General features: G+C 65.6%; 18 protein-coding genes. 8 read left to right on the top strand and 10 right to left on the bottom strand.

Annotation, left to right across the window (positions count from 1 at the left end; translation table 11 throughout):
* Positions 1–31 precede the first annotated feature (31 nt).
* The gene (locus HBF26_RS12760) at positions 32–766 is read left to right on the top strand and encodes a DUF72 domain-containing protein (protein WP_167126983.1); all 735 of its coding nucleotides are present in this window, start codon (positions 32–34) and stop codon (positions 764–766) included.
* Positions 767–787: 21 nt separating this feature from the next.
* Here HBF26_RS12760 and HBF26_RS12755 read toward each other — a convergent pair whose 3' ends face one another.
* Genes HBF26_RS12755 through HBF26_RS12745 form a run of 3 tightly spaced genes read right to left on the bottom strand, consistent with a single transcriptional unit; the run spans position 788 to position 2,191 of the window.
* Positions 788–1,192, bottom strand: coding sequence for an ester cyclase (locus HBF26_RS12755; RefSeq protein ID WP_167126980.1), 405 nt, complete (start codon positions 1,190–1,192; stop codon positions 788–790).
* Between the two features lie 13 nt (positions 1,193–1,205).
* Positions 1,206–1,982, bottom strand: a complete 777-nt coding sequence (gene map, locus HBF26_RS12750; protein WP_167126977.1) for a type I methionyl aminopeptidase — start codon at positions 1,980–1,982, stop codon at positions 1,206–1,208.
* Positions 1,979–2,191, bottom strand: a complete 213-nt coding sequence (locus HBF26_RS12745) for a ParD-like family protein (protein ID WP_167127336.1) — start codon at positions 2,189–2,191, stop codon at positions 1,979–1,981. The genes map and HBF26_RS12745 overlap by 4 nt, the downstream gene beginning before the upstream one ends.
* Before the next feature lie 139 nt (positions 2,192–2,330).
* On the opposite strand from HBF26_RS12745, the gene HBF26_RS12740 reads away from it, so the two are divergent.
* Positions 2,331–3,569, top strand: coding sequence for an MFS transporter (locus tag HBF26_RS12740; RefSeq protein ID WP_167126974.1), 1,239 nt, complete (start codon positions 2,331–2,333; stop codon positions 3,567–3,569).
* A 37-nt stretch (positions 3,570–3,606) separates the two neighbouring features.
* Positions 3,607–4,647 (top strand): zinc-dependent alcohol dehydrogenase family protein, encoded by a 1,041-nt coding sequence (locus HBF26_RS12735; RefSeq protein ID WP_167126971.1) that lies wholly within the window; start codon positions 3,607–3,609, stop codon positions 4,645–4,647.
* A 51-nt stretch (positions 4,648–4,698) separates the two neighbouring features.
* On the opposite strand, the gene HBF26_RS12730 is transcribed toward HBF26_RS12735, so the two are convergent.
* Positions 4,699–5,442, bottom strand: a complete 744-nt coding sequence (locus HBF26_RS12730) for an SDR family oxidoreductase (RefSeq protein ID WP_167126968.1) — start codon at positions 5,440–5,442, stop codon at positions 4,699–4,701.
* 103 nt (positions 5,443–5,545) lie between these two features.
* On the opposite strand from HBF26_RS12730, the gene HBF26_RS12725 reads away from it, so the two are divergent.
* Positions 5,546–6,448, top strand: coding sequence for an AraC family transcriptional regulator (locus tag HBF26_RS12725; protein WP_167126965.1), 903 nt, complete (start codon positions 5,546–5,548; stop codon positions 6,446–6,448).
* 41 nt (positions 6,449–6,489) lie between these two features.
* On the opposite strand, the gene HBF26_RS12720 is transcribed toward HBF26_RS12725, so the two are convergent.
* Together HBF26_RS12720 and HBF26_RS12715 are read right to left on the bottom strand one after the other, a co-directional pair.
* Positions 6,490–7,386 carry an NAD(P)-dependent oxidoreductase gene (locus HBF26_RS12720; protein ID WP_167126963.1) on the bottom strand — a complete coding sequence of 299 codons (897 nt, stop codon included), beginning with the start codon at positions 7,384–7,386 and terminating at the stop codon, positions 6,490–6,492.
* A gap of 26 nt (positions 7,387–7,412) precedes the next feature.
* Positions 7,413–8,234 (bottom strand): helix-turn-helix transcriptional regulator, encoded by an 822-nt coding sequence (locus HBF26_RS12715; RefSeq protein ID WP_167126960.1) that lies wholly within the window; start codon positions 8,232–8,234, stop codon positions 7,413–7,415.
* A 99-nt stretch (positions 8,235–8,333) separates the two neighbouring features.
* On the opposite strand from HBF26_RS12715, the gene HBF26_RS12710 reads away from it, so the two are divergent.
* Positions 8,334–9,233: an SDR family oxidoreductase gene (locus HBF26_RS12710; protein ID WP_167126957.1), complete on the top strand. Its 900-nt coding sequence runs from the start codon at positions 8,334–8,336 to the stop codon at positions 9,231–9,233.
* Positions 9,234–9,269: 36 nt separating this feature from the next.
* Here HBF26_RS12710 and HBF26_RS12705 read toward each other — a convergent pair whose 3' ends face one another.
* From HBF26_RS12705 to HBF26_RS12695, 3 genes are read right to left on the bottom strand one after another with little or no spacing between them, the layout of a single operon-like run.
* The gene (locus HBF26_RS12705; RefSeq protein WP_167126954.1) at positions 9,270–9,905 is read right to left on the bottom strand and encodes a glutathione S-transferase family protein; all 636 of its coding nucleotides are present in this window, start codon (positions 9,903–9,905) and stop codon (positions 9,270–9,272) included.
* The gene (locus HBF26_RS12700; RefSeq protein WP_167126951.1) at positions 9,902–10,342 is read right to left on the bottom strand and encodes an SRPBCC family protein; all 441 of its coding nucleotides are present in this window, start codon (positions 10,340–10,342) and stop codon (positions 9,902–9,904) included. Before HBF26_RS12700 ends, HBF26_RS12705 begins: the two co-directional genes overlap by 4 nt.
* Complete coding sequence (locus tag HBF26_RS12695; protein ID WP_205287639.1) at positions 10,339–10,653, bottom strand: ArsR/SmtB family transcription factor; 315 nt, start codon at positions 10,651–10,653, stop codon at positions 10,339–10,341. Before HBF26_RS12695 ends, HBF26_RS12700 begins: the two co-directional genes overlap by 4 nt.
* 218 nt (positions 10,654–10,871) lie before the next feature.
* On the opposite strand from HBF26_RS12695, the gene HBF26_RS12690 reads away from it, so the two are divergent.
* Entirely contained in the window at positions 10,872–11,510 is a 639-nt protein-coding gene (locus HBF26_RS12690) for a glutathione S-transferase family protein (RefSeq protein WP_167126946.1), read from the top strand.
* A 33-nt stretch (positions 11,511–11,543) separates the two neighbouring features.
* Here HBF26_RS12690 and HBF26_RS12685 read toward each other — a convergent pair whose 3' ends face one another.
* Positions 11,544–12,467, bottom strand: coding sequence for a LysR substrate-binding domain-containing protein (locus HBF26_RS12685; RefSeq protein ID WP_167126943.1), 924 nt, complete (start codon positions 12,465–12,467; stop codon positions 11,544–11,546).
* Positions 12,468–12,683: 216 nt separating this feature from the next.
* Between HBF26_RS12685 and HBF26_RS12680 the strand changes: the two genes are divergently transcribed.
* A complete protein-coding gene (locus tag HBF26_RS12680; protein ID WP_167126940.1) occupies positions 12,684–13,466 on the top strand; it encodes a response regulator transcription factor in 783 nt (260 codons plus the stop codon).
* Complete coding sequence (locus HBF26_RS19880; protein ID WP_167126937.1) at positions 13,456–16,965, top strand: two-component regulator propeller domain-containing protein; 3,510 nt, start codon at positions 13,456–13,458, stop codon at positions 16,963–16,965. The genes HBF26_RS12680 and HBF26_RS19880 overlap by 11 nt, the downstream gene beginning before the upstream one ends.
* Positions 16,966–17,120 lie beyond the last annotated feature (155 nt).

The raw sequence follows: 17,120 nt of genomic DNA, 5'->3' as shown, positions 1-17,120 counted from the left end.
ATCGAAGGCCCGCCATGAGTGAGAGAGCCCGGTGAGACGTACAAAACCATCGGTTCGCATCGGCTGTGCCGGCTGGTCGATCCCCTCCAGGGCAGCCGACCTGTTCGCCACGGAAGGCAGCCACCTGCAACGTTACGTGCGGGTGTTCCCGTGCGTTGAAATCAATACGTCGTTCTACCGCCCGCATCAGCCGAAAACCTATCTTCGCTGGGCCCAGAGCGTGCCCGCGTCCTTTCGCTTCAGCGTGAAAATGCCACGCACCATCACCCACGAGCGACGCTTGCGCGAATGCGATGCTCTTCTGGAAACGTTCCTCGGGGAGATCGCGTCTCTCGGGACGACGCTGGGCTGCCTCCTCGTGCAATTGCCGCCGAGCCTTGCGCTCAATGCAACCAAAGCCGCCGCATTCTTCGAGCTACTGCGCAAGCGCACGCCCTTACCGGTCGCGTGCGAACCACGCCACGCGACCTGGTTCACTCCCTTGGGGGATGCCGTTCTGAAGGATGCGGGCATCGCCTGCGTACAGGCCGATCCATCGCCCGTCGCCGACGCGATTTGCGAAGGCGATCCGGGGCTGCTCTACCTCCGCCTGCACGGCAGCCCCGACGTGTATTACTCGGCCTACGACGACGCATTCCTGGAGCGCATTGCCTTGCGCATACGCGATGCGCAGGCGAACAAGCAGGACGTCTGGTGCATCTTCGACAACACGGCGCGGGGCGAGGCCATACCGAATGCCCTGGCGTTGATGGAGCGGCTCTCCTGAGCCCTCGGCCGGCGCGTTCCGCTATCGCTGCTCGTCGGCTTTCAGCTGCGCCTCGATGGCCGCCTTGTCGACCACCGACCATACCTCTCGAATGAGCCCTTCGCGGAACTCGTAGAAGACGTTCTCCGCAAAGCCGACCCTCCGGCCGTTCACGGGAAGGCCGAGGAAGTCCGCTTTGGGCGCGACATCGAACCATAGCCTGGCTGCGAGTCGGGGAGGTGTCGCGATCAGGATGCGGATGTCGAACACGAGGTCAGGTATCTGCTCGACGTCGCTTTCGAGCATGTGCCGATACCCACTCAGGCCGAGCAAAACCCCGTTGTGATGAACATCGCGATGAACAAAGCGTCCCAGGCTGTCCCAATCCCTGACGTTGAGGCACGCGATGTAGTCGCGGTAGGCAGTGGCAAGGTCGTCCTGTGTCATGGTGCACCGCCTGTCATGAAGAGCCGCGTGATCGCTTCTCGTCCGCACGCAAGGTCAGCACCCGCACGCCGTCCGGGGCCACGGCCACGGTGTGCTCGAACTGGGCGGATAGCTGGCCATCGCGTGTCACGACCGTCCAGCCGTCGCCTTCGGTGCGCACGGCTCGCCGGCCCAGGTTCAACATGGGCTCGATGGTGAAAACCATGCCTTCGCGCAATATCAGACCGGTACGCGGCCTTCCCCAGTGAAGTACCTGGGGTTCTTCGTGCATTTCCCGCCCGATGCCGTGACCGCAATACTCCCTGACCACCGAATAGCCGTGCTGTCGTGCGTGGCTTTCGATGGCATGGCCCACGTCGCCGAGGGTCGCGCCGGGGCGAACGGCCTGGATGCCTTTCCACATGGCCTCATAGGTGGTTTGCACAAGCCGCCGCGCAGGCGGCGCAACCTGTCCCACGAGGTACGTTTTGCTGGAATCGGCGATGTAGCCGTTCTTCTCGAGCGTGATATCGAAGTTGACGATGTCTCCGTCTCGCAGGATGTCCGAGGGGGATGGGACGCCGTGACAGACCACATGGTTCGGGGACGCGTTGATTGCGTAGGCATAGCCGTATTGGCCCTTGCTCGCCGGGCGTGCGTCGAACTCGTGAGCGATCAAGTCGTCGACCAGGTCGTTGACCTCCATGGTGGACATGCCAAGCAGATCCAACCGGTCGAGGTGACCGAACACCTCAGCCAGCAGCCGGCCCGATTCCGCGAGAAGGGCGATTTCGTCCGGCCGCTTGGTCATGCCGCGGCGACCTTCACCGGTTGGGCGACGATGCCGGCGGCGCGCAGCTCACGGGCAAGGATTTCGCTGTAGCTTTGCGTGGGATTCATTTCGCAAAGCATGCCGATCCTGATCCAGAACGCCGCCTGGGCATTGATGGACCTGCACGACACGGTGCTTGCCTTGCGCACTTGGTCGTGCAGGTTGTCGTCAATATTCACGATGCCCATGGTCCGCCCCTGCATGTATATTCCATATACGAATCATATATACGCGAACAACCTCCTGCAAGATTTACGTTGTCGTTGACGGCCTGAGCCGCCGAATCGACGATTACCAGGGCGGAACCACTTGAGCGAGCGGGATGCCATGACACCTGATGCCGGATCGCGGCCACGCCGCGTTCATTTGCCGCGAGGTGTCATCGCACTTGGGCTTGTCAGCCTGTGCATGGACACATCCTCGGAACTGGTGCACAGCCTGCTGCCGGTGTTCCTGGTGGGCGTACTCGGGGTGAGCGCCATGTCCCTGGGCATCATCGAGGGCATCGCCGAGGCCACCGCCGCGATCGTGAAGGTATTCTCGGGCACCCTCAGCGATTGGATCGGCAAGCGCAAACCGCTGGTGTTGCTGGGCTACGGTCTGGCCGCGCTCACCAAGCCGCTGTTTCCGTTGGCGCAGGGGCTGGGGCTGGTGTTGACGGCCCGCTTCGTCGACCGTATCGGCAAGGGAATACGTGGCGCGCCGCGAGACGCCCTGGTGGCCGACATCACCCCGGTCGAGTCTCGCGGTGCCGCCTATGGCCTGCGCCAGTCGATGGACACCGTTGGCGCGGTCGCCGGACCGGCGATCGCCTTGCTCCTGATGGCTGTTACACACGACAACTTCCGCCTGGTGTTCTGGGCCGCCGTCCTGCCTGCCATCGTTGCCGTGCTGCTGATCGTGTTCGGCGTGCGGGAACCGGAGGTGCACGCGAATGCGCAACCGCGCCGCCGTTCGCCCATCCATCGGGATGAGTTGCGTCGGCTGCCTGCGGCGTACTGGCAAGTCGTCGCCTTCGCCACGGTGTTGACCCTCGCGCGTTTCAGTGAGGCCTTCCTGCTGCTGCGCGCCAGTTCGGTGGGCTTGTCAGCGACGTATGTGCCCGTGGTGATGATCGTGATGAACGTGGTCTACGCCGCCAGTGCGTGGCCATTTGGACACTGGTCTGATCGGGCCGATCGAAGGCGCCTGCTGGCACTGGGCATCGCCTTCCTGATCGTCGCCGATGTGCTGCTGGCTGTGGCTTCATCCACGGGGTGGGTATTGGCGGGAACCGTGTTCTGGGGCCTTCACATGGGCGCGACGCAGGGATTGCTGACCACGCTGGTGGCCGACGCTGCGCCCGCCGATCTGCGCGGTACCGCTTTCGGACTGTTCAACCTGCTCACGGGTCTGGCACTGCTGACCGCCAGCGTGCTTGCGGGAACGCTTTGGACAGCGGTCGGACCGGCGATGACCTTCGTCGCAGGCGCCGGCTTCTCGCTCCTGGCGCTGATCGGGTTGCTGCTCGTGACCCGGATCATTGATGAGGATCAAGATGGATTGTCCCGCGGGGGGCTACGGTGACCGGAGTCGACATCTCGCATTGACCAGGAGAAACGTCATGAAAGCTCTTGTCTATGAAGGACCAGGGAAGAAAAGCCTGCAGGACAGGCCTGTTCCCAAAATCGCGGCATCGACCGATGCGATTGTCAGGGTGACCCGAACGACCATTTGCGGGACCGATCTTCATATTCTGAAGGGCGATGTGCCGACCTGCACGCCCGGTCGCATTCTCGGGCACGAGGGTGTGGGAATCGTGGAGGAGGCCGGCGCCGGTGTCACGCAGTTCAAGAAAGGCGATCATGTATTGATCTCCTGCATTTCGTCCTGCGGCAAATGCGAATATTGCCGGCGTGGCATGTATTCGCACTGCACCACGGGTGGATGGATCCTCGGCAATACGATCGACGGTACGCAGGCGGAATACGTACGCATTCCCCATGCCGATACCAGCCTCTATCCCATCCCTGCCGGGGCGGATGAAGAAGCGCTTGTCATGCTGAGCGACATCCTGCCGACGGGCTTCGAATGCGGCGTGTTGAACGGTAAGGTTCAGCCTGGCAGCACCGTCGCCATCGTCGGCTCCGGGCCCATCGGGCTGGCCGCGCTGCTGACCGCACAGTTCTATTCGCCCGCGCAGATCATCATGGTCGATCTCGACGATAACCGCCTGGAGGTGGCGAAACGCCTCGGTGCGACGCATACGCTCAAGGTCAACGGTGACGAGGCGAAGCAACGTATCCTCAACCTGACCGACGGCAAAGGTGTCGACACGGCGATCGAGGCCGTCGGTGTTCCTGCAACCTTCGAGTTCTGCGAGGCGATCATTGCGCCCGGCGGCGTCATCGCCAATGTCGGCGTGCATGGCGTCAAGGCCGACTTGCATCTCGAAACGCTGTGGTCGCAGAACATCTCCATCACCACCCGGCTGGTCGACACGGTTTCGACGTCGATGCTGCTGAAGACGGTGCAGTCGGGCAAACTCGATCCGAAGAAGCTGATCACCCATCATTTCAAGCTCGACGGGATTCTCGATGCCTATGACGCCTTTTCGCGGGCGGCCAGTACACGGGCGCTGAAGGTCATCATCGAAGCGCAATGATCCGGCGGGATGTGGGTAGCGCGCGTGCGCGCTGCCCACATGTCCCGGTTGTCAGGCCGCGCGAGCCCAGTCGATGGCATCCGCGCCTGCGGGAATCTTCAGCGGGCTCGCCGGATCGGTCACCGCGCGCCAGACCGCTTCGGCGACGTCCTTCGAATAGGTGACGGGGCCCGGGGCGGTCAGGCTTCCCATGAAGCCTTGCACCAGTTCGGCGTAGGCTTCGTTGTCGAGGCCCTGCATGCGTGTGCGTCCGTTTTGCGCGAACGGCGTTTCCGGTGAGCGCCCCGGCAGCACGAGATGCGCGCGCACGCCGAACTGCGCCAGTTCGAGAGCCATGGAAGCGGTGAACGCGTTCACCGCCGCCTTGCTCGCGGTATAGGCCGAAACCAGGGGAAGGCTCTTCAGCGTCACGCTCGATGTGACATTCACCACGACACCGGCCTTCCGCTCGCGGAATTGCGGCAACACGGCGTGCGTCACGGCCATCGTGCCGAAGGTATTGGTCTCGAACACCTGGCGTATGGTCTCCATGGGCGTGACCTCGAAAGGTGCCGCGGCGCCGATGCCCGCGTTATTGACCACGGCATCGAGCGGCCCCGCCGCCTCGACGGCACGACGGACGCTTTCCGGATCGGTCACGTCGAGCGGAACGATGCGAAGCCGGTCGGAGCGGGGGAGTACATCGTCCTGCGGCGTGCGCATGGCGGCGACGACGTTCCACTCGCGCTCCAGGAAATATTTGGCGGTTTCAAGGCCGAAGCCGGAAGAGCAGCCGGTGATCAGAATGGTTTGCATGGGCCTCTCGTTTGAGCGTGCTGGGGGATGGAGCACACGATAGATCGCCAAGACCGGACCATCTATAATTAACCGTCCACCAATCGTTCGCGAGAGTCCTGAGATGATCGATCCCTTGGCGGAGGTCGTCACGTTGCTGCAGCCGAGCGCGGGCTATTCGAAGCTCGTCGCCGGGGCAGGGCCCTGGCGCGTCAGCCGCTCGGAGGCGGGACATCCGTTCTACTGCGTCGTCCTGGAGGGAGCCAGCCTGCTCCAGATGGACGGACGTGAAACCATCGAGTTGCGTGCGGGCGACTTTGTGCTGGTTCCCGATGCGTACGGCGTCGCCATGTCCAGTGTGGTGCCCGTGGCACCCGACGCGCCGGAAAGCCTGCCCGTGGCGCTGGCGCCGGGCGAATTCCGCATCGGGAACCTCGACGGCCCGGTGGATCTGCGGATGCTTGCCGGCCACTGCAGTTTCGGCTCTCCGGACGCGGCCCTGCTGGTGTCGCTGCTTCCCCAGCTGGTGCATGTCCGTGGCGAACCGCGTTTCGCCATCCTGGTTCAGCTCGTGAGGGACGAATTCCAGAACCAGCGCCCAGGCCGCGAGGTCATCCTCGCGCACCTGCTCGAAGTGCTGCTGATCGAAGCGCTGCGTTCCACGGCTGCGCTCCCCGACGCGCCGGGCCTCGTGCGCGGGCTGGCCGACGAGCGTCTTGCCGCGACCATTCGCCTGATGCACGAAAGTCCGACGCGGGCCTGGACCGTCGCACAGCTCGCGAAGGAGGCCGCGCTGTCACGCTCCGCCTTCTTCGAGCGCTTCAGCCGCGCGATCGGCCTAGCCCCGATGGAATACCTGACCCGTTGGCGCATGGCCCTGGCCAAGAACATGCTGCGCAAGGGCGGTGTGGGTATTGCCGAGATCGCGGAGCGCGTCGGCTATGGTTCCGCAAGCGCCTTCAGTGTCGCCTTCGCTCGGCATGTCGGCTTGCCGCCGGCGCGTTATGCACGGGAACCTTCGGCGTGATCGTCGGCCGCATGTGACGCTGGTGCTCGCTCTCGCCTGCGTCAGTCGAGAGATGTCGCGGCCGTCCGCGCCTCGATCGCCCGGATCACGGCCACCATGTCGTCATTGCCCAGTCCCAGCGCCTCCGTTTCGCTGAAGAGAGCAAAACAGGCATCCATCTGCGGCGACGCGACGCCGGCCTCCCTTGCGGCTTCCACGATCAGGCGGCTGTTCTTCAGAACGTCGGAGATGCCGGCTTGCCGGGTGAAGTCGCGATGGGCGAGCTTCGCCGCCTTTATTCGCGAAACGCTGCTGGCCATCGGACCGGCATCGAGGATGGCGGCGAGGCGTTCGATGTCGAGGCCCAGGCGCTCCGCGAAATGAGCCGCTTCGGCAAGCCCCGTCACCATGGTGATCAGGAAGGTATTCACCGCCAGCTTCATGCGCAAGGCGCCGGGCGCGTGACCGCAATCGAACAATTGCTTGCACACGGGCGCAAGTACCCGTCGCACGGCCGCGAGGTCGTCCGGTTCCCCGGCCAGCATGCCGACGAGTTCGCCGGCTTCCGCAGGCTTGCGCGAGCCCGACACCGGGGCCTCCACGTATCGTCCACCGGCGGCCACGATGTCGTCCGTCAGGTGCTTCGAATAGGTCGGGGCGACCGTGCTCATCGCCACGATGCGTCGCCCGCTCACGCGAGAGGCGAAGTCCGGCGTTCCGCGGCCAAGTACGTCGTCGGTCGCTGCCTCGTCGGCAAGCATGAGAAATGTGGTTTCACATGCGTCGAGCACCTCGGCAGCCGCGTCGGCGACGGTTGCGCCTGCCGCGGCCAGCGGCTCGCAGCGTGCGGGCGAACGGTTCCACACGACGAGCGATGCGCCGGTACGCGCAAGATTCAGCGCCATAGGTAAACCCATCGTGCCGAGGCCGATGAAACCGATCGATGTGGCCGTGGTCATTCACGTCTCCCGTGTCGTGCCGCGAGCTAGCCCGTTGCCTCGCGAATGCGCCTGATGAGGTCTGTATCCAGCGGCGTATAGACGATCATCCCGAGATCCGGCCGGCCGTCCACGCCGAACAGCGAGTATTCCATGTCGATGGGGCCAAAGACGGGGTGCAGCAGGCGTTTCACATTCTCGCCGTCGCTGTGGCCGAGCACGTGGTTCTCGTGCCACATCCGTGCAAAGTCCGGGCTGTTGCGACACAGTTCGTCGACGAGGCCGCTCACTTCGGAGGCGATGCCTGTGCGCGCCACGTCGGCGCGAAACGTTCCCACCACGAATCGCGCCACGCCTTCCCAGTTGTGCTGCTTCGCGCGCACTTCGGGGTTGCCGAACAGGAAGCGGAGGACGTTGCGCTCGCCCGGTGGGAGCGTGCCGTAATCGGTGAGCACGACAGCGGCTGCGCGATTCCATGCCACGACGTTCCATGTGGCCGTCTTCACGATCGCGGGACTGGTCCCGAATCCGTCGAGCACCCGCTGCAACCTCGGGCTCACTCCTTCGACGGCGCGGTAGCGCACTTCGGGCGGACGCCCGAGGCCGAGGATGAAGAGGTGTTCCCGTTCGGTGTCGGTCAGCATGAGCGCCGACGACAGGCGTTCCAGCACTTCCGGCGAGGGTGCGCCGCCGCGGCCCTGTTCCAGCCACGTGTACCAGGTGGCGCTGATGCTGGCGCGTTGCGCCACTTCTTCCCGGCGCAGCCCGGGCGTGCGCCTGCGGCCGGTGAATCCGAAGCTGGCCGGATCGAGTCGCGTCCTCCGGCTGCGCAGGAAGTCCCCGAGTGTCTGGATGGCTTGGGATGACATAGGAAGCCTGTTAATCCGTTTAATAGGATAAGGTCACTACTTCAACAGGATAATGAAAGGCCGCATCGTACTCCGGTCACGACATGAGGAGTCCTACCGATGCGAATCTTTTTGACAGGTGCCACCGGCTTTATCGGTTCCGCGCTGGTGCCCGAACTCTTGCAGGCCGGTCACGAGGTGATCGGGATGACCCGTTCCGACGACGGCGCCAAGGCCCTCGTTGCCGCCGGTGCCGAGGTGCACAGGGGCACGCTGGAGGACACTGAAAGCCTGCGCCGCGGTGCGGCCAACGCGGACGCCGTGATCCATGTCGCCTTCGATCATGACTTCTCGCGCTTTGCGGAAAACTGCGAGAAGGACAAGCGCGCCATCGCCGCGCTGGGCTCGGTGCTGAAGGGCTCCGACAGGCCGCTGCTCATTACGTCGGGCACGGGCATGGGTAGCCGCGACGACGGCAAGCCCGCCAGCGAGGATGTCTTCAACCTCGCGCATCCAAACCCCCGCATCGCCTCCGAGCTTGCCGGCAACGCGTTGCTGGACGAAGGGGTGAACGTGTCGGTGATGCGGCTGCCGCAGGTGCATAACCCGTACAGGCAGGGGCTTATTTCGCCGCTGATCCAGGTGTCGCGCGAGAAGGGCGTGTGCGCTTACGTGGGCGATGGACAGAACCGCTGGGCCGCGGGCCACCTGTCGGATGTGGTGCGTCTCTACCGGTTGGCAATAGAGAAAGGGGAGGCCGGTGCGAGGTATCACGCGGTGGGCGAGGAGGGCGTCAGCGCGCGCGACATCGTCACCTCGGTGGCGCGTGGTCTCAACCTGCCGGTGGTGTCGATTCCGCGCGAAGAGGCGCAGGGGCACTTCGGGTGGATGGCGATGTTCGTGACGATCGACATGCCGGCATCCAGCGCGCTGACGCAGGCGCGGCTTGGCTGGCGGCCGGAAGGACCGACGCTCATTTCCGATCTGGACCAGGCGCGTTATCTGGAGGTGCCGGCCTGAGCTGGCCGGCACGCCGAGAGGCTTCCTGCCGCGCGCTCACGCGCGTGCGGCGTCTGCCGCTGCGAAGTGCGCCATCTGATCCGCATGCGCCTTCTTGAACGCGGCGCGCTCCGTGATGCGTGCGACGTAGGATTCGGTGGCGGGGCGGTCGCCGAAGGCACGAACCTTAGGCACACGGAGCACGTCGGCCATGAGCAGATCCGCTACGGTGAAGCGGTCCGCAACGAGCCACTTCCGCTCCCCCAGCACGCGCTCGATGTGATCGAGCCGGCTTTGCAGCCACCCCGTCACCTGGCTGTTCTCCGTACCGGTCATGTCGAGGAACCACCAGGGCACGGCCACCATTTCGATGGAGTTGAGCGCAGCGATCGTCCATTGCAGCGTTTCGGCCTCGCCGGCGGCATCGCGTGGCATCAGTGCCTCGCTCTTCCGGGCGAGATGCAGCAGGCACGCGCCGCTCTCGAAAACCTGGAGTTCGCCATCCGTGAGGAAGGGCACCTGCCCGAACGGTTGGCGCGCGAGATGGTCGGCGCTTTTCGGATTCAGCGGAACCGTCCGCACCGTATAGTCGAAGCCGGCTTCCTCGCAGGCCCAGCGAAGTCGCAGGTCGCGCACGAATCCGCGCGGGGCTTCGGGCACCCAGTCGTAAGTCCAGACGACGATCGGGCTCATGCTGCACCTCCAAGAAAATGGGAAAGCTTGTCGACGAAGCCCAGCCAACCGACTTCGTGGCCCTTGCGGGCGTCTTCGTCGGGAAGGCGTTCGTGAATCAGGGTCAGTTCCGTACCGCCGTCGACGGGTTTGAGCAGGAAGGTCACCAGCGATTCGCCGGCCGTCGAACCTGCCCACTCCCAGGTGAAGACCAGCTTCGTGTTTGGCACGACTTCACAATAGACGCCCGTGGGGTTGTGCTCGCTGCCGTCCAGAAGGCGGAACACGATGTCGAAACGGCCACCGGGCCTGACGTCCGCTTCGGCACGTAATGTCGGGCCCGCGTCGGGCCCCCACCATTGGATCATCTGTTCCGGTTTCGTCAGCGCGGCATACACCTTCGAAGGCGGCGCCTTGATCCGGCGAACGATGGTCACACTGGGCAGGTTGCTGCTCATGGTTCGTCTTCCTTTTCCACGAATGCGACGAGTCGATCGAGGCTCGCGTTCCAGAAACGCTCGTACCGTTTCAGCCATTCCATGGCTTCGCGCATCGGTTCGACGGCGAGGTGGACCGACACGGTGCGGCCGGCCTTGGTGCGGGTGATGAGGCCCGCGTCGGCCAGGACGTCCAGGTGTTTCATCATCCCCGGCAGCTTCTGTGCCAAGGGGCGGGCCAGTTCGCTCACCGACAGCCCGGGCTCCTGCTCGAGCCGCAGGAGGATGGCCCGGCGGGTCGGGTCGGCGAGGGCCGCGAACGTTCGATCCATGGCCGAGGATTGATACTTCACCATGTGGCGAAGTATTTGCGCTACGCGATCCGGCTGTCAAGCTCGCCGCCTGTGTCGATCCTGCGAGTTGCCGGACGGATGTCGATTTCCCTCTTGCTCGTTCGTCGTATGCGTATCGAGCCGATCAAGGCGGGCGAACGAGGGAGAACGAACATGCATGCGATAACGGTCGAGGCGTCCATGAAGGGAGAGCCGCAATGAGCATCGTGATTACCGCTTTCGAGAAATCTCCGGACGGTGGCATGGGCCTGGCGCGCGATACGCGTGTCCGCTGGGCGCTGGAAGAGGCCGGTCGGCCGTATGACGTTCGCCTCGTTTCGTTTCAGGCGATGAAAGAGCCGGCGCACCTGGCGGCGCATCCGTTCGGGCAGATTCCCACCTATGAGGAGGACGGGCTTTGCCTGTTCGAAAGCGGCGCCATCGTTTTCCATATCGCGCAGCGCCACGGCGGCCTGCTTCCCGGCGATTCACATGCCCGGGCGCGCGCCGTCACCTGGATGTTCGCCGCGCTGAGCACGGTGGAACCACCGATCCTCGATCTGTCGATCGCCCGGTTCCAGGAAGGCGACAAACCTTGGGCCGCCGAGCGGATGCCGCTGGTCGCGGGCCGTATCCGGCAGCGGCTGGACATGCTTTCCCGGCACCTGGGCGATGCCGAATGGCTGGACGGCGCATTCAGTGCCGGCGACCTGATGATGGTATCGGTGCTGCTCCGCGCACGGCCGTCGGGAATTCTCGACGGGTTTCCGAACCTCGCGGCGTACGTCGCCCGGGGCGAAGCGCGGCCGGCGTACCAGCGCGCGTTCGCCGCGCAACGGGCGATCAATGCACCCTAGGCCGCCACATCACGGAGCGTGCCGGGCGCTCGCTCAAACAGTCAACGGCACCAGGTGTTCCCAGCGTTCGCTCATGGCCGTCACGCTTTTCTGCACGAAGCGCACGAAGTTGAGCGTCACATCGCTCACGACGCGGCCCGACATGGTGAGGGCGTGCAGCGGCAGGGGCGACGGTTCGAAGGATTCCAGAATCGTGCGAAGACGTCCGTTGCCCAGGTCGTCCGCCACCATGTAGAGCGGAAACTGCGCGAAGCCCACGCCGGCACGTGCCGCGCTGAGCAGGGCGCCGAGGTCGGCGGAGGCCATGCGGCCGTTGCGCCGGCGAGGCGTCAGGCCGCGGAACATCCAGTACCCCGATGTTTCGCTGGCGTAGCTGAGACAGTGCGCTTCATCCAGCTGCGACGGATGCTCCGGCGTACCGAGGCGGCGGACCAGGTCCGGGCTGCCCACAGTGACGACGCGCACGTCACCGAGCGATCGCGCCACGATGTCGCCGCTGTCGGGCAGGGTTTCCCGCAGGCTGAAGATCACGTCGGCCTGTTGGAGCAGCAGGGCCTCGAAGTCGCTGCCGCCGGTGCTCACCGACAGGCGGATCTTGGGATGGATGGCGGCGAAGCCGGGCACGAGTTCGGCCACGAGTGGCGAGAGGAGTCCCTGGGCCTCGATGCGCACCAGACTGTTCGGCGCGCCGGGCAGGGTGGCGGCCTGTTCCGCGGCACTGGCTGCCTCGCACATGGCCACTGCGTGGCGGTACACCCGCTCGCCGGTCGCTGTGACCGCGAACTGCCTCGCATTGCGATGGAGCAGCCGTGCCCCGAGGCGCTCTTCGAGGGCAATGATGCGGCGGCTGAGCAATGACCGCGTCGTGCCAAGTCGGGCGGCCGCGGGGGAGAACCCGCCGGCCTCGATCACCTGCACCAGCAGGAACAGGTCACTGAGATTGTTGATTCGTTCCATTTCCCGCGTTCCCCGGCGGCTGGCCGGACGTCCGCACTCCCACCGTAACGGCACCCCTGCGTGCCGCCGGCGATACTAGCGAAGTGTGACGTGCGTCACATTTGCGCGGGCGGCACTTTTCTTTGCTGGAGCGGAAAAAAGTCGTCCGAAAGGCCTATACTCCCTCCGAAAATGCGCAGTCTTCACGATCCAACTACGCATTCCGAAGGGGGATTCATGTCCGGTCAGGACTGCCACATCCTGGTGATCGACGACGCGCCAGAGAACATCCGCGAGCTGTTGCAGGCCCTGCGGGGCCAGTCCTGGCGGGTCACCCTCGCCACTACCGCCCAGCAGGGTTACCAGCGCGCTCAGTCCCTGCTTCCGGACCTGATCCTCCTCGACGTGCGCATGCCGGGTATGGACGGCTTCGCCCTGTGCCGGCTTCTGCAGGAACTGCCGAGGGCGAGGGAGACGCCGATCCTCTTCCTGACCTCCGCCGCCAGCCCGGAGGAGCGGTTGGAAGGCCTCAACCACGGCGCCGTCGACTACATCCTCAAGACCTGCGAGCCTGCCGAGTTGCTGGCCCGGGTGCGGATCCATCTCCGCCTCGCCCGCCGGACGGAGGCCTCCGCCGATGTGCCCGAAGGCGCGCCGTCACGCGACGAGGTGGTCCTGCGCGCCGCCATGCGCCTGATAAGCAAGCGCCTCTCGTCTCCCTTCACGCTGGAGGAGATCGCATCGGCGGTCGGCACGTATGACAAGCGGTTGTCCGCGATTTTTCGCCAGCAGCTGGGCATGACCGTCTTCGCGTGGATCCGCGAGGAGCGCCTGCGCAAGAGCCGCGAACTGCTCGTTGGCACGACACTGGGCATGCAGGAGATCGCCGAGAACATCGGGTTCCGCAGCGCGTGCAATTTCACCACCGCCTTTCGCGAGCGCCTGGGCGTGACGCCCAGCCAGTACCGGCGTTCGGCGCGGCAGGAACCAGTTTCTGAATTGGCTCACCGTGGCGGCTGAGCAAGATCCGCGACGCCGGGCCGTGGCATGGCGCTGGCTGTTCGCGGCACTCGTTGCCGTGTGTTCGTGCGGGTGGGGCGAAGCGTTCGCCTCCGCCGTGCAGTTGCCCCTGACGGTGTACGCGCAGGACAGCGGTCTCACCAGCCTGTCCGTGGTGCGCATGTACGAAGACCGCGACGGGTTCCTGTGGGTAGGCACGGAAAAGGGCCTGTACCGTTTCGACGGCCTCGGTTTCAACGCGCTCGGCCAGGCGCAGGGGTTCCAGACCTCGGAGGTGATCGGCCTCGACGAAGATTCCGACGGCCATCTCTGGGTCGCTTCACGTGCGGGCCTGCAGCGGCGTGGTCGCAACGGGAAATTTGATTGGGTCAGACCCGACGGCAAGCCGCTGTTCGCCGATCGCGGGCAGACGCTGGCCGCCGACGGTCGCGGCGGCATGCTGGTGGTCAGTGGGCATCGCCTGCTGCAGCTGACACAGGATGCCGCGGGCCGCTGGACGGCAGGTCCCCTGGAACCCGTCGCGGAGACGGGCGCGGGCGACACCACGGCCCTGCTCCATCGCAACGGCACCACCTGGTTCGGTTGCGGCAGCACCCTGTGCAGGCTGCGCAATGGCGTGTTCACGCGCTACGGCACCGACCAGGGCGTGCCGGCCGACAAGTGGCTTGGGCTCCTTGATTCCCGCGACGGCAGCCTTTGGGCTCGGGGCATCCGGCATGTGATTCGTCTGGCTCCGGGCGCGTCGGAGTTCACGGTCCACGACATGCCGGGCGGCCATACCGAAGTGGCGGCGTCCAGCATCGATATCGTCGAGGACAGGGCGGGGCGCATCGTCACGCGAATCGACGTCGGCATGGCACGCTGGGATGGCGCCAGATGGGAGCTCTACGACCCGGGCAACGGCCTGCCGGATGTCGGTGTCTCGTCGATGGTGGCCGACCAGGACGGCATGATCTGGATGGGTACGTACGGTCGCGGCGTCTATTACTGGAGCAGCGCGGACGCCGTGGAGAACTGGACCGCGGCGCAAGGCCTGAGCGGGAGTCTCGTCTGGTCGATCGCACGCGGCGACGCCCGTTCGGTCTGGCTTGCCGGTGAGGCGGGCGGCGAAGTGATCGTGCCGGACGAAGGGCGCGCACACCGCTGGCCGCTCGCGGTACCGCCGCCCACCCAGGCGCACGCCGTGATCGCCGACCGCGAGGGCGCGATCTGGTATTTCCTCTTTGACGGACGCGTGCTGCGATACGAACTCGCGACGAAACGAACGACCGAAGTGGGCGTCCTGCCGTACCTCGTTCGCGGGGCGCTCCTGGATCGCGCCGGCCGCTTCTGGGCGTACACGCTCGGAGGACTTTATGAAGTGGACGCCGCGGCGCGCGAGGTGAAACCCGCGGCCCCGTCGCTCATCCCTTCCACCATGTGCTCCGACATGGCCGAGGATGCGGACGGCCGCCTGTGGGCCGCATGCAGCTCCGGTCTCTACCGCCGCAACGCACAGGGATGGGCCCGCGTGCGCGTGCTGCCGGACGAATTGCCGGGCGGTTACGAGAACGTGGCGGTCACGCCGGACGGCAGGCTGTGGCTGAGTTCGCTGCAACCCGGCTTGCTGGTGGGCCGCGTGGGCGACGGCGGCGACGTGACCGTCGCCCCGGTCGACGATCCGCTGCTGGCCGATACGCGCTTCTATTTCCTGCGGCCCGATCGCCGCGGCCGTCTCTGGGCAGGCGGTGGGAATGGCGTGGACGTGCTCGATCAGGGCGCGTGGGTGCGCTTGTCCATGCGCGATGGCCTTCTGTGGGACGAAACCAACCACGGCGCGTTCTTCGCCGATGACGACGGCACCGTGTGGATCGGTGCCCCCATCGGCCTGACCCATGTGCTGGACCCGGAGCAGTTGCTCGCACCCCGGCAGATTCGTCCGCTGCTGCTCGCCTCGACTTACGGCGGCCATGACGTCGCACCGGCCGCCACGGTGGCCTTCCGCAACGCGGCGGCGCTCGTGCTGCGCTTTGGCGCGGCGGGCAACAGCGCCGGCCATCCGGTGCGCTTCCGCTATCGCCTCTCGGGTGTGGACGAGGACTGGGTGGACACGGCACAGCGCGAGGTTCGCTATGCCTCGTTGCCGCCGGGCGACTACCGCTTCGAACTGGCGGCAGTGGACGTGAACCGGCGCAGCAAGTCGGAGCCTGTCGCCTTCACGCTGACCGTATCGCCGCCGTGGTGGCTCACGCCCTGGGCTTACGCCGGCGAAGCCGTCGCGGTGCTGATGCTCATCGTGCTGGCGTGGCGCTGGCGCACCCGCTTGCTCATCGCCCACGCGCAGCGCCTTGAAGGCATCGTGCAGAAGCGCACGGCGGAGCTGCGGCAGTCGCTCCAGGCCCGCCGCATGCTGCTCGCGCACGTGGGGCACGACCTCCGCGCGCCGCTGGGCGCGATCATGAACGCGGTCAGACGCTGGCGCGTCGGCGACGCCGGGCGCGACTACCCCAGGATCATCGAGCGCCACGTTCGCCAGCAGATGGAGTTGATCGACGACCTGCTGGAATTCTCGCGCGGCGAACTGACCGGCCTCCAGCTCGAACCGCAAGCCGGTTATCTGCACGGGTTCATCCACGACGTGGCCGAACAGGCGTCGCTGCTCGTCGAGCGCCACGGCAATCGTTTCGAGTGCCGCTTCGACGAGCGCATGCCCGCGGTGGTGGCGGCCGACTTCCGGCGCCTGCGCCAGGTGCTGCTGAACCTGCTGGGCAACGCGGCGAAGTTCACCCACGACGGCACGGTCGTCTTCCGCGTGGATGCCGTGCCGGAACGTGCGGGACGCGTGCGGCTCGTCTTCACGGTGGAAGACACGGGCATCGGCATGGACGCGGGAGCGCTCGAATCGCTGCAGCAGCCGTTCACCCGGGGCGGCAATGCCATGCAGCACGAAGGCAGCGGGCTTGGGCTCGCCATCGTCGTGCAACTCCTGCAGCACATGGGCACGAAGCTCGACGCCGAGTCGGTGCCCGGCAGCGGCAGCCGTTTCAGTTTCGCTGCCGACTTCGACCTGGCGGACGAAGACGAACTCGAGGCCGAGTTCGAAGCCGGCGGCGACATTGGCGAGGTGGACGGCGAGGGAAGGGCGATCCTCGTGGTGGAGCCGCACCCCATACGCCGCGCCGTGCTTTGCGATCTGCTGGACGGCTACGGCTTCGAAAGCATTCCGGTGGCGGATGCCTCTGCCGCATTGGAAGCCGTCCGCATCGAGTCGCTTTCCCTTGTTGTCACCGAGCAAAGGTTGCCCGGAAGCGACGGATGGCGTTTGCTGCATGCGATACGCCAGATCGACCCCTCCGTGCCGGTACTTCTCTACGCGGCACTCTCGCCACGCCTTCCGCCCGGCGGTTCGCTCGAATTCGACGACGTGCTGCTCAAACCGGCGACGGCGGCGGAGTTCATGGCGTGCGTGATGCGTCTCGTCGAACCCGTCACCGATAACGAAACCGGCACCGCAGGCTGATTTCACATTTGTCGTGATGCGCCGTGCATCCGTTGCGGCAAAGGTCGCGGCGAGTTCGTGACCTCGCCAGTCCAGCAATGACGCGGTCTTTCGAGTAATCGATTACTTCGGCGCATCCCGCGGCCTTTGCCCGAGCGGAACTTCGTCACGCCGTG

It is taken from the genome of Luteibacter jiangsuensis (assembly GCF_011742555.1).
GTDB lineage: Bacteria > Pseudomonadota > Gammaproteobacteria > Xanthomonadales > Rhodanobacteraceae > Luteibacter > Luteibacter jiangsuensis.
Note: the sequence above shows the minus strand (reverse complement) of the source record. Positions and strands in the feature narration are given on the sequence as shown.